This is a genomic window from Curtobacterium sp. MCBA15_008, assembly GCF_001865065.1.
In the GTDB taxonomy this organism is placed as follows: Bacteria; Actinomycetota; Actinomycetes; order Actinomycetales; family Microbacteriaceae; genus Curtobacterium.
Window position 1 is genome coordinate 93,574 of sequence record NZ_MJGN01000023.1, and the last position, 11,735, is coordinate 105,308.

Genomic DNA, 11,735 nt, shown 5'->3' on the forward strand with positions numbered 1-11,735 from the left:
CGCGCCTCCTGTCCGTCTGCCGGTCGCCCCCAGGGCGCGCGACTACGGCTCGTAGCGCTCGACCTTCGTCACCTCGACGGCGATCTCCTTGCCGTTCGGTGCCGTGTACGTCGCCTTCTCGCCGGCGCGCAGGCCGACGATGGCCGCGCCCACCGGGCTGACCGGGCTGTAGACCGTCAGGTCGGAGCCGTCGGCGACGATCTCGCGGTTGCCGACGAGGAACGTCGACTCGTCGCCGGCGATGACCGCCGTGACGACCGTGCCGGGCTCGACGGTGCCGTCGAAGTCCGCTTCGCCCACGGTGGCGTGCTTCAGCAGCTCGGTGAGCTGACGGATGCGGGCCTCGATCTTGCCCTGCTCGTCCTTCGCGGCGTGGTAGCCGCCGTTCTCCTTGAGGTCGCCCTCTTCGCGAGCGGCCTCGATGCGGTTCGCGATCTCCTGACGAGCCGGGCCGGACAGCTGCGCCAGCTCCGCCGTGAGGCGGTCGTGGGCCTCCTGCGTCAGCCAGGTGACCTGCGTGTCGTTGCTCATCGTGCATCCCTTCAGCAAGGAACGAGACCGGCCGGTGTGGCCGGTCTCGTCCGCGAATCAGGGCAGTCTAGGGAACCCAGCAGTCGTGGATCAAGCCGGTGACACCGCGGGACACGGTCTTCACAGCAGTGTTGAGGCTGCGGGTGCGCTCATCGGACGCCGGCACCGGGACCTCGCGCCACCCGACGATGGTGAACGACTTGTCGAGGACCTGGACGGCGCACTTCGCACTCGTGCCCGGGTCGACGGAGACCTGGCTGTGCACGACGGTCTCGTGGTCGGACACCACCTGGTACCCGACGTCGCTCGAGTCGAGGCCGTGGCTGGTCTGCCCGGGGCCCGCCCAGATCACCCAGACGAGGAACACCAGGGCGACCGCGGCCGCGGCCACGACGCCGATGAACCGCGCCCGACGAGCACGGCCGGGCGTGCGGCCGTAGCGGTCGTCCAGCGTCGCGGTGGTGCCGGCGGACGGCTGGTGTGCCGATGGGTGCTGCGGTTCGGACAGTTCGGGGCTCCCGGGGTGATTATCCTGATCCCAGGGTAGTTCACGCGTCGCTGTGTGCTGCCCGCGTCCACCGCACGACCAGTGAGGAACCCCACGTGCCGTACCGCCTGATGGCCGTCCACGCCCACCCCGACGACGAGTCGAGCAAGGGGGCGGCGACGGCGGCGAAGTACGCGGCCGAGGGCAACGAGGTCATGGTGGTCTCGTGCACCGGTGGCGAGGCCGGCGACATCCTCAACGAGCAGCTCGGCGAACCCGCCACGAGCCGTGCGCACCGTGACATGGCCGGGTACCGCCGCACCGAGATGGCCGCGGCACAGGCGGCGCTCGGCATCGAGCACGTCTGGCTCGGCTACCACGACTCCGGGCTGCCGGACGCCGAGAAGGGCGAGACCGTGCGCCCCGGCACGTTCTCGACGGTGCCGCTCGAGTACTCCACCGAGACGCTCGTGCGCGTGATCCGCCGCTTCCGCCCGCACGTGCTCGTCACCTACGACGAGAACGGTGGCTACCCGCACCCCGACCACATCCGGACGCACGAGGTCTCCGTCGCCGCCTGGCGCGACGCGGCGGACCCGTCGAAGTACCCCTCGGCCGGCGAGCCCTGGGCGGTCGCGAAGCTGTACTACGAGCGCACCATGAACCCCCGCCGCTTCCGGACGATCTTCGAAGCCCTGCAGGAACGCGACCCCGACAGCCCCGCGATCGAGCAGCTCCGCGAGTGGGTCGAACGGTTCGCCGACCGGCCCGACCTCGCCACCACGCACGTCGACGTGCACGAGTACTTCGACGCCCGCGACGCCGCACTCCGCGCGCACGCCAGCCAGGTGCCGCCGGACAGCGCCTTCTTCTACTGGCCGAACGACCTCCTCGCGACGGTGTGGCCGACCGAGGACTACCAGCTCGTCGAGGCCCGCGTGCCCACCGAGCTCCCCGAGTCCGACCTGTTCGCGGGCATCCCAGTCGACAAGGACACCACCGAGTGAGCACCATCGCGGCGGCACTCGCCGCCACCCCCAGCCCGAGCCCGACCTCGACCGTCCCCGACGTCGACGTGACGCCCGGCGTCGCCGGCTTCATCGCGATCGCCGTCGTGGCGATCGTGACGATCCTGCTCGTGATCGACATGACGCGGCGCATCCGCCGGACCCGCTACCGCGCGGAGATCCGGGAGCGCCTGGAGGCCGAGGCGAACGGCACGGCGGAGGACGCCGACGGAGTCGCGACCGACGAGCCGGCCCGGCGCGCGGCCGAGGACGGACGAGCGGACGTCGGGGACGACACCGAGCGCGGTTGACGCGACCGGTCCTCGCCCTGGAGGCGCGGGGCGGGCCCGCCACGGGCCTCCAGTCCGCCTCGTGCGCGCCCACCGGATCCGGGCGTACCTGGTCGAACCGGGCGTGCCTGGTCGAACCGGGCGTGCCTGGTCGAGCCGGGCGTTCCTGGTCGGACCGGGCGTACCTGGTCGGACGTTCCTGGTGAGTACGCCCGGAACGACCAGGCATCGCACCCGTTCTGGGAAGGAACGTCCGACGGTCAGCGCACCGGGTGCAGCGCCACGATGAGGACGCCGGCCCACTGCGCGGCGAAGGCCACGACGGTCAGGGCGTGGAAGACCTCGTGGAAGCCGAACAGCGTCGGTGACGGGTTCGGACGCTTGAACGCGTAGACGAGTGCCCCCACGATGTAGGCGACGCCGCCGGACAGGATGAGGACCGTCATCGGGACGCTCGCGGCGAAGAACTGCGGCAGCAGCCCGAGGGCGGCGCAGCCGAGCACCAGGTAGATCGGCACGTACAGCCACCGCGGGGCGTTGATCCAGAGCACGCGGAACGCGATCCCCAGTGCCGCACCGGACCACATCACCCAGAGCACCACGACCATGAGGGTGTGGGGCAGGGCGCAGATCGCGACCGGCGTGTACGTGCCGGCGATGAGAAGCAGGATGTTCGTGTGGTCGATGCGCTTCAGCACGCGCTTGACCGTCGGACCCCAGGGGAAGCGGTGGTACGTCGCCGAGACGCCGAACATCGCGAGCGAGGTCGCCATGAACACCGCGCTGCCGACCTTCGCGGCGGGGGAGCCGGCGAGGCTGATGAGCACGATGCCCATCGCGATGGCGAACGGGAACGCGCCGAGGTGGATCCAGCCGCGCCACGCCGGCCGGGTCTCGGTGCTGTCCGCCGCGGTGCGGTTCGTCGCGGCGCTGTCGGCCGCGGTGCTCGCGGCCTCTTCGGTGAAGGGGACGTGGGGGAGCGTCCCGGTGTCGTGCTCGGCGTGCATGGTCCGACCGTATGGGTGCCAGCCGAGCAACAGCCGAACATCCGGTGACCAGCTCGCTCCCCAGGGGTGGTGCACTATGTTCGTCCCGTGAGCGGCAAGGTCGGGTGGGCAGGACGAGGCATCCTCTACCGCGCCTACCAGAGTCGCATCCGGCGCCAGATCGACGACGCGGCCAAGCCGAAGCACGTCGCCATGATCGTGGACGGCAACCGACGCTGGGCGAAGCAGCTCGGGCTCGAGTCCGCCGCGCACGGTCACCGTGCCGGCGCAGCGAAGATCCCGGAGTTCCTGACCTGGTGCGACGACCTCGGGATCGAGGTCGTGACGCTGTACCTGCTGTCCTCCGACAACCTCACGGGCCGCGGCGGCGAGGAGCTCGAGCAACTCGTCGGCATCATCGCCGACCTCGCGGGCACGCTCGCCGACCACCGCGACTGGCGCGTCCAGCACGTCGGCGCGAACGAGGGGCTGCCGCCGGCACTCGTCGCCGCGCTCGAGCAGGCCGAACGGCGCACCGCGGACCACACCGGGCTGCACGTCAACCTGGCGGTCGGCTACGGCGGCCGGCGGGAGATCGCCGACGCCATGCGCAGCATCGTGCAGGCGCACGGCGAGGGCGGGGGCACGCTCGACACCCTCGCCGAGGTCCTCACGCCGGAGCTCATCGGCGACCACCTCTACACGCAGGGCCAGCCCGACCCGGACCTGGTGATCCGGACCTCGGGCGAGCAGCGGCTGTCCGACTTCATGCTGTGGCAGAGCGCGCACAGCGAGTTCTACTTCGTCGAGGCGTTCTACCCGGACCTGCGCGAGGTCGACTTCCTCCGTGCGGTGCGCGACTTCGGATTGCGGTCGCGTCGCTTCGGCGGCTGACGCCCGGCCACGCCGCTTCTTCGGCTGACGCCGGGCTTCGTCGCTCGCCGTTCCGACGGCTGACGCTGCTCGCTGCGCAGAACGGCCTGGGTTCGCTCGCGATCTGCCATCCCAGTAGACTCACAGGGTTTTCGTCCCACGGAAGGTTGCACCTGTGAACATCGCCGAGTACGCCGCCGGCTTCGCCGAAGAGCCCGGCTACCTCGACCACGCCGCGTTCGGTCCGGTGCAGACCGCCGTCCTCGAGGAGCAGCGCGTGCTCGGGACGATCCAGGAGCACATGCGCTTCGGAGCGATGGAGACCCTCGACGAGCAGGACGCCCGGGTGCGCACCGTCGCCGCCCGGCTCGTCGGCCGCCGTGAGGACCAGGTCGTCTCGCAGACCGCCACCACGCCGGGGCTCCTGCACACCGCGTTCGGCCTGACCGGAGGCGTGCTCGTGTCCGCCGACGAGTACCCGTCGCTGCCGCTCGCCCTCGCCAGCGCCGCCTCGGCCACCGGCGGCCGCGTGCAGCCCGTCGTCATCGAGTCCGGTGCCGGCTGGATGACGCCGTCGCTCATCGAGTCGCGTCTGACCGACGAGGTCACCGCGGTCGCCGTGTCCCTCGTCGACTGGCAGACCGGCTACCTCGCCGACCTCCCCGGCATCCGTGAGGTCATCGGCGACCGCCTGCTCATCGTCGACGCGATCCAGGGCTTCGGCGTCGTGGACGCCCCCTACGAGATCGCCGACGTCGTCGCCACCGGCGGCCAGAAGTGGCTGCACGCCGGCTGGGGCACCGGCTTCACCGCCTTCAGCGACCGCGCACTGAACCGGCTGCGCCCGGCGCTGTCCGGCCCGCACGGCACGACCGGCTGGCCGACCGAGGTCCCGGCCGTCCGCCCCGGTGCCGCCGGGTTCCAGATGACGCGCATCGACCCGGTGGCGCAGGCCCGGATGGCGGTCTCGCTCGACCGGCTGACCGCCGTGGGCGTCGCGGCCGTGCAGGAGCGCGTGACCGACCGCATCGAGCGCGTGTTCGACATCGCCGACGAGTTCGGACTGTCGGTGGACTCCAGCCGTGACCCGCGAGAGCGTGCCGGCATCGTCGTGCTCCGACCGCCGCAGGGCCGCCTCACGGCGCTGTCCGCGGCGTTCCACAACCACGGGGTCACCGCCACGACGCGGCTCGGGGTCGCACGGGTGTCGGTCTTCGCCTCGACGACGGACGAGACGCTCGACATGTTCCGCGACGCCTGCTTGTCCTACGCGACGATGCAGTAGCGCGCTGCGCGGGCGCGGGCGCGAAAGCGACAGATCGCTGCGGGACATCCGCGGGTTTCTGTCGCTTCGGCGACCGGCGGTGTGGACTGCGCCGGGACGGACGGGAGGCACGGGGCGGGCTGGCACCGCGCCTCCAGGCCCGCGGGTGGGGGCGTTTCGGGCGCGACGCGACTCGCGTGGCACGGTCGCGTTGTTCACGTGACCGTAACGCGCGGAACAGCGTGTCGCTGGCGCCGTGTCGGAGGTCGGACGTAGCTTGGCGGCATCGGGCAACGCGCCCGATCGAAGCGGCCACAGTCGGTGCTTCGGGACCCGCTCCACGGCCGCGTTCGAGGACATGGACCGGGCCGAGCGCGGCCCGGGGATGGAGTGGTCGTGACCTCTCAGAACGTCTCTCGCGGAACCCAGCAGCACCCCACCGCGGACTCGTCCACCTCGGTCGCCCAGCGCACGTACGTGCTCGACACCTCGGTGCTCCTCAGCGATCCGCGGGCACTGTTCCGCTTCGCGGAGCACGCGGTCGTCCTGCCCGTCGTGGTCGTCAGTGAACTGGAGTCCAAGCGCAACGACCCGGAGATCGGGTACTTCGCCCGGCAGGCTCTCCGGCTGCTCGACGAACTGCGGATCGAACACGAACGGCTCGACTTCCCGATCGCGATCGGCGAGGGCGGGTCGTTCCGAGTCGAACTGAACCACTCCAACCAGTCGGTCCTGCCCTCTGGGCTGCAGCTCGGGGACAACGACTCGCGGATCCTGGCGGTCGCCTCGAACCTCAAGAACGACGGACTCGACGTCGTCGTGGTCTCGAAGGACCTGCCGCTGCGGGTCAAGGCGTCGTCGATCGGCATGGCGGCGGAGGAGTACCGCGCCGAACTCGCCGTCGACAGCGGCTACACCGGCGTCACGGACCTGCAGGTGTCCGGCGAGCAGATGTCCGACCTGTACGAGAAGGAGGAGATCCGCTCCGCCTCGCTCGAGGGCGTGCCGGTCAACACCGGCGTCGTGATCCACTCGGAGCGGGGCTCGGCCCTCGGCCGTGTGATCCCCGGCGGCTCGGTGGCGCTCGTCCGCGGCGACCGCGAGGTGTTCGGCCTGCGTGGGCGCTCCGCTGAACAGCGGCTCGCGATCGACGCGCTGCTCGACCCGGAGATCGGCATCGTGTCCCTCGGTGGCAGCGCCGGCACGGGCAAGTCGGCGCTTGCGCTCTGTGCCGGACTCGAGGCCGTGCTCGAACGACAGCAGCACAAGAAGATCATGGTCTTCCGGCCGCTGTACGCGGTGGGCGGCCAGGAGCTCGGCTACCTGCCCGGGGACGCGTCCGAGAAGATGAACCCCTGGGCGCAGGCCGTCTACGACACCCTCGGTGCGCTGGTGTCGGACAACGTCCTCGACGAGGTCGTCGAGCGCGGCATGCTCGAGGTGCTGCCGCTCACGCACATCCGGGGCCGCTCGCTGCACGACGCGTTCGTGATCGTGGACGAGGCCCAGTCGCTCGAGCGGAACGTGCTCCTGACGATGTTGTCCCGCATCGGGCAGAACTCCCGGGTGGTGCTCACGCACGACGTCGCGCAGCGCGACAACCTCCGGGTCGGTCGGCACGACGGGGTCGCCTCGGTCATCGAGCGGCTCAAGGGGCACCCGCTGTTCGCGCACGTGACGCTGACCCGGTCGGAGCGGTCGGCGATCGCGGCGCTCGTGACGGAGATGCTGGACTCGCCGGACCTCGTGTAGGGGCCGGTCGGGTCTTCGCGCTCAGCGACAGTTCACGCGGTCCGAGCCACGTGAACTGTCGCTGACTGCGTGAGATCGAGCCGTCGGCTCAGTTCGGGTGCGTCATGCTGAGGACGTCGAGGGCGCTGTCGAGCTGCTCCTCGGTGACCTCGCCGCGCTCGACGTGGCCGAGCGCGATCACTGCCTCGCGCACCGTGACGCCCTCGGCGACGGCGAACTTCGCGACCTTCGCGGCGGCCTCGTACCCGATGACCCGGTTGAGCGGCGTGACGATCGACGGCGACGACTCGGCGAACGACCGGGCACGGTCGAGGTTCGCCTCGAGCCCGTCGACGGTCTTGTCGGCCAGCACGCGCGAGCTGTTCGCCAGCAGGCGGATCGACTCGAGGAGCGCCGTTCCCATCACCGGGATCGCGACGTTGAGCTCGAAGGCTCCGGAGGCACCGGCCCACGTGATCGTGGCGTCGTTGCCGATCACCCGCGCCGCGACCATGAGCGTCGCCTCGGGGATGACCGGGTTGACCTTGCCCGGCATGATCGACGAACCCGGCTGCAGGTCGGGGATGTGCAGTTCGCCGAGGCCGGTGTTCGGGCCGGAGCCCATCCAGCGGAGGTCGTTGTTGATCTTCGTCAGGCTGACCGCGATGACCTTGAGCGCGCCGGACGCCTCGACCAGTGCGTCCCGCGCCCCCTGCGCCTCGAAGTGGTCGAGCGCCTCGGTGATCGGCAGACCAGTGTCATCGGCGAGCTGGGCGATCACCCGCTGCGGGAAGCCCTTCGGCGTGTTGATCCCGGTGCCGACCGCGGTGCCGCCCAGCGGGACCTCGGCCACGCGGGGGAGCGTCGCGTTCACGCGCTCGATGCCGAGACGGACCTGGCGCGCGTACCCGCCGAACTCCTGCCCGAGCGTCACCGGGGTGGCGTCCATGAGGTGTGTGCGACCCGACTTCACGGCGTCGGCCCACAGCGTCGCCTTCGCCTCGAGCGCCTCGGCCAGGTGCTCGAGCGACGGCACGAGCGAGCGGATGAGGGCCTCGGTCACGGCGACGTGCACCGAGGTCGGGAACACGTCGTTCGAGGACTGCGAGGCGTTCACGTGGTCGTTCGGGTGGACCGGCGTGCCGGCGATCTCGGTCGCCAGGGTCGCCAGGACCTCGTTCATGTTCATGTTCGACGACGTGCCGCTGCCGGTCTGGTAGACGTCGACGGGGAACTGGTCGTGGTGCTCGCCGGCGATGATCACGTCGGCGGCCTTCGCGACGGCGTCGGCCAGGGCGGGGTCGACGATGCCGAGCTGTCCGTTGACGATCGCCGCGGCGCGCTTGATCCGGGCGAGGGCCACGATCTGCGCCGACTCGAGCCCACTGCCCGAGATCGGGAAGTTCTCGACCGCGCGCTGCGTCTGTGCGCGGTAGAGCGCGGACTTCGGCACCCGGACCTCGCCCATCGTGTCGTGCTCGATGCGGTAGTCGCCGTCGGTCGCGGTGCTCGTGGTGGTGTCGGTCACGTCGTCGTGGTCCTTCCTGGGGGTGCTCGCCGGCCGCGGTCGCGCCGGCTGGTGGGTGTCCCGGTGGCGGGGTGGCCGCCGGTGTCCGGGACGGTCGTCGTGTCGGCCGGTCAGGCCTGGCCCACGACGGTGTCGATGGCGACCTCGCCCGTGGTGAGGTCGTAGGTCGCGCCGACGACGGCCAATCTACCCTCGGCGATCGCGTCGGAGACCGCGCCGGAGCGCTCGATCACCTGGCGCAGCGTCGCTTCGAGGTGGGCGGCACCGACGGCTTCCTGCGGGACCTCGGCGTCGGTGGCACGCACGCGTTCGACGCTCGGCGCGATGGCGTCGACGAGGGCCTGCAGGTGCGGGGCCGGGACCGGTTCGCCGGAGCGCGCCGCCGCGACCGCGCCGCAGCGGGTGTGGCGGAGCACCACGACGAGCGGCGTGCCGAGCGCGACGACGGCGAACTCGATCGAGCCGAGCACGACGTCGTCGACGATCTGCCCGGCGTTGCGGATGGCGAAGAGGTCCCCGATGCCGGCGTCGAAGACGTGCTCGAACGGCACGCGGGAGTCGGAGCAGCCGAGGACCGTGGCGAACGGCGCCTGGGACCCGGTGAGCTCCGTCCGGCGGTCGGGGTCGATGCGCCCGGTGCGGCGCTTGTCCGAGGCGAAGCGTGCGTTGCCGTCGACGAGGAGGCGGAGGGCGTCGGACGGGGTGGAGGCGGCGCGGTCGGGCATGGTGCTCCTCGGGGCTGATCTGCTCGGGTGATCGGGATGGGGCTGCGGCGGGTGCTCGTCAGCTCGCGAACTGCTTGCTGACCGCCGTCGCGACGGTGCGGAACGACGAGCCGTTCGCGGTGCCGGACAGGACGACGGTGCTCGTGCCGAACGTGGACACCAGGGAGTACGCCTGGTTGCCGGCGTCGTCGCCCTCGGCCCGGCGGTCGTACACGGTCCACTTCGTCCCCGCGATCGTGCGGGTACCGGTGGCGGCGTGCTGGTCGAGCTGGTTGGACACCCACGTGTCGTTCGCCTTGATGCCCTGCTGCAGCCCGATGTACTGCTTGTCGGGGGTGATGAGGCCGACGGTCCAGACGCTCACGCCGTCGCTCGTCTTGTCCTTGAAGTCGGCGCGGTTCGACGAGTAGCCGTCGGGCAGCACGGGGGCGGCGAGGGTCACGCCGGGCACCTTCGCCTGCGACGCGACCTGGCGGTAGTCCACCGCGCGGTCGACGACGGTGGTGTCGGGGCGGACGACGACGGCGACGAGGAACAGCACGATGCCGAGCGACGCGATGAGCGCGATGACGAGGTTGAACGCCGTCTGGTGCTGTCGTCGGGCGGTGCGCGCGGCGTCCTTCCGGGCCCAGGTCTCCTCGGCGGTCTCGGGGCGTCCGAGCTCGGCGACGATCGGGCGGCCGTCGGGGTCGGTCATCGGGATGCGCCGTCCTCGGACTCGGAGGCGGCACGCGCGGCGTCGAGTCGCGCCCGTGCACCGACCAGCCACTCTTCGCACCGTGCGGCCAGGGACTCGCCCCGCTCCCAGAGCGACAGGGAGCGTTCGAGGGTCGCGGAGCCCTGCTCGAGTTCGGCGACGACGCGCACGAGTTCGTCGCGCGCTGCTTCGTAGCTCAGCGACCGGACGTCGGGCTGCTCGGGTTCCTGCTGGGATGACACCCCTCGATCCTACCGAGCGCCCACCGACCTGCGGGCCCGCGCGGGAACCTGTGCAGAACCGGGTCCGGGGACCGAGACCCGGGTCAGACCCCGTCCGGCCCCGGACCGTCCGGCTCGAGCGTGCCCGTCGCCGTCCCCGCGCCGAGCGTCACGTGCACCGGCGTCGCCCCGGCCAGGTCCTCCGCGCTGCGGACGACCCCGCCGTCCGTGGTCTGCACGATGGCGTACCCGCGCCGCAACGTGTCCCGCGGCGACAGCGACCGCAGCCGCGCGGTGAGGTGCCCGACGTCGGCGTGCGAGCGCTCGAGCCGCCGGTCGAGGAGCTCGCGGGCGCGGGAGAGGTCGCGCGCGACCTCTTCGGCACGGGTGTCGACGAGCCACGCGGTCGAGGCAAGCGCCGGACGCGACCGCAGTGCGGCGATCCGGTCGGCCTCGACCGACAGCGTGTACGACAGGCGCTGGCCGATCCGGGCACGCGCGGCCCGGACGTTCGCGAGTTCCTCGGCCACGTCGGGGACGACCCGCTTCGCCGCGTCGGTCGGGGTCGAGGCGCGCAGGTCGGCGACCTCGTCGAGGATCGGCCGGTCGGCCTCGTGCCCGATCGCCGAGACGATCGGCGTCGACGCACCCGCGGCGGCACGGACGAGTCCCTCGTCGCTGAAGCCGAGCAGGTTCTGGAAGTCGCCGCCGCCGCGCGCGACGATGATGACGTCGACGTCCGGGTCGGCGTCGAGCTCGAGGATGGCGGCAGTGACCTCGCCGACGGTCCGCTCGCCCTGCACCGCGGTGTGTATCGTGCGGAACTCGACCTGCGGCCACCGCAGCTGGGCGTTCCGCTTGACGTCCTTCTCGGCGTCGGAGCCCTTGCCGGTGATCAGGCCGATGCGGTGCGGCAGGAAGGGCAGCCGCTTCTTCCGTGCGGGGTCGAACAGCCCCTCTTCGCCGAGGGTCCGCCGCAGCCGCTCGAGTCGTTCGAGCAGGTCCCCGAGACCGACGTGCTTCATCTCGACGACCTGCATCGTCAGCGAGCCGCCCTTGACCCAGTAGTTCGGCTTGACGGCGGCGACGACCCGGTCACCCTGCTTGATGTCCGCCGGCACCCGGGAACGGACGCTCGACCAGATCGAGAACGACACGGTCGCGTCGACCTCGACGTCCTTGAGCTTGCCGTACACGTTGCCGCCGGCGACGTTCCACTGGGTGATCTCGCCCTCGACCCAGGCGGTGCCGAGCCGGTCGATCCAGTCGCGGATCTTCGCCCCGAGCAGTGCGACGGGCCACGGGTTGTCAGCCGTCGGGGGTCCCTGTTCGATCGCCATGCGCCCATGCTGCCCCATCCCGACGACACCCCGGGCGCCTGCGACCCGACACCCC

General features: G+C 71.5%; 13 protein-coding genes. 5 read left to right on the forward strand and 8 right to left on the reverse strand.

Annotated elements, in window-relative coordinates:
• Positions 1–42 precede the first annotated feature (42 nt).
• Entirely contained in the window at positions 43–531 is a 489-nt protein-coding gene (greA, locus tag BIU96_RS11000) for a transcription elongation factor GreA (protein ID WP_071292646.1), read from the reverse strand.
• Positions 532–598: 67 nt separating this feature from the next.
• Positions 599–922 (reverse strand): DUF4307 domain-containing protein, encoded by a 324-nt coding sequence (locus BIU96_RS11005; protein WP_175477522.1) that lies wholly within the window; start codon positions 920–922, stop codon positions 599–601.
• Positions 923–1,134: 212 nt separating this feature from the next.
• Between BIU96_RS11005 and mca the strand changes: the two genes are divergently transcribed.
• Complete coding sequence (gene mca, locus BIU96_RS11010; RefSeq protein ID WP_254786098.1) at positions 1,135–2,025, forward strand: mycothiol conjugate amidase Mca; 891 nt, start codon at positions 1,135–1,137, stop codon at positions 2,023–2,025.
• Positions 2,022–2,336, forward strand: a complete 315-nt coding sequence (locus tag BIU96_RS11015; protein WP_071292648.1) for a hypothetical protein — start codon at positions 2,022–2,024, stop codon at positions 2,334–2,336. Before mca ends, BIU96_RS11015 begins: the two co-directional genes overlap by 4 nt.
• Before the next feature lie 239 nt (positions 2,337–2,575).
• Here the strand turns inward: BIU96_RS11015 and BIU96_RS11020 are convergent, their stop codons facing one another.
• Positions 2,576–3,322, reverse strand: coding sequence for a hemolysin III family protein (locus BIU96_RS11020; protein ID WP_071292649.1), 747 nt, complete (start codon positions 3,320–3,322; stop codon positions 2,576–2,578).
• 87 nt (positions 3,323–3,409) lie between these two features.
• Here BIU96_RS11020 and BIU96_RS11025 point away from each other — a divergent pair, with 87 nt between their 5' ends.
• The 3 genes from BIU96_RS11025 to BIU96_RS11035 all read left to right on the forward strand — a co-directional run bounded on the left by BIU96_RS11025 (position 3,410) and on the right by BIU96_RS11035 (position 7,190).
• Positions 3,410–4,195, forward strand: coding sequence for an isoprenyl transferase (locus tag BIU96_RS11025; RefSeq protein WP_071292650.1), 786 nt, complete (start codon positions 3,410–3,412; stop codon positions 4,193–4,195).
• Positions 4,196–4,349: 154 nt separating this feature from the next.
• Positions 4,350–5,459 (forward strand): aminotransferase class V-fold PLP-dependent enzyme, encoded by a 1,110-nt coding sequence (locus BIU96_RS11030; RefSeq protein WP_071292651.1) that lies wholly within the window; start codon positions 4,350–4,352, stop codon positions 5,457–5,459.
• 369 nt (positions 5,460–5,828) lie between these two features.
• A complete protein-coding gene (locus tag BIU96_RS11035; protein ID WP_175477524.1) occupies positions 5,829–7,190 on the forward strand; it encodes a PhoH family protein in 1,362 nt (453 codons plus the stop codon).
• Between the two features lie 88 nt (positions 7,191–7,278).
• On the opposite strand, the gene BIU96_RS11040 is transcribed toward BIU96_RS11035, so the two are convergent.
• The 5 genes from BIU96_RS11040 to xseA all read right to left on the reverse strand — a co-directional run bounded on the left by BIU96_RS11040 (position 7,279) and on the right by xseA (position 11,680).
• On the reverse strand, positions 7,279–8,697 hold the full coding sequence (locus tag BIU96_RS11040) for an aspartate ammonia-lyase (protein ID WP_083402825.1): 1,419 nt from the start codon (positions 8,695–8,697) through the stop codon (positions 7,279–7,281).
• Positions 8,698–8,807: 110 nt separating this feature from the next.
• The gene (locus BIU96_RS11045) at positions 8,808–9,422 is read right to left on the reverse strand and encodes a carbonic anhydrase (protein ID WP_071292652.1); all 615 of its coding nucleotides are present in this window, start codon (positions 9,420–9,422) and stop codon (positions 8,808–8,810) included.
• A 58-nt stretch (positions 9,423–9,480) separates the two neighbouring features.
• Positions 9,481–10,119: a DUF4245 domain-containing protein gene (locus BIU96_RS11050; RefSeq protein ID WP_071292653.1), complete on the reverse strand. Its 639-nt coding sequence runs from the start codon at positions 10,117–10,119 to the stop codon at positions 9,481–9,483.
• Positions 10,116–10,361 (reverse strand): exodeoxyribonuclease VII small subunit, encoded by a 246-nt coding sequence (locus tag BIU96_RS11055; RefSeq protein WP_071292654.1) that lies wholly within the window; start codon positions 10,359–10,361, stop codon positions 10,116–10,118. The genes BIU96_RS11050 and BIU96_RS11055 overlap by 4 nt, the downstream gene beginning before the upstream one ends.
• Positions 10,362–10,444: 83 nt before the next feature.
• Positions 10,445–11,680, reverse strand: a complete 1,236-nt coding sequence (gene xseA / locus BIU96_RS11060; protein WP_071292655.1) for an exodeoxyribonuclease VII large subunit — start codon at positions 11,678–11,680, stop codon at positions 10,445–10,447.
• Positions 11,681–11,735 lie beyond the last annotated feature (55 nt).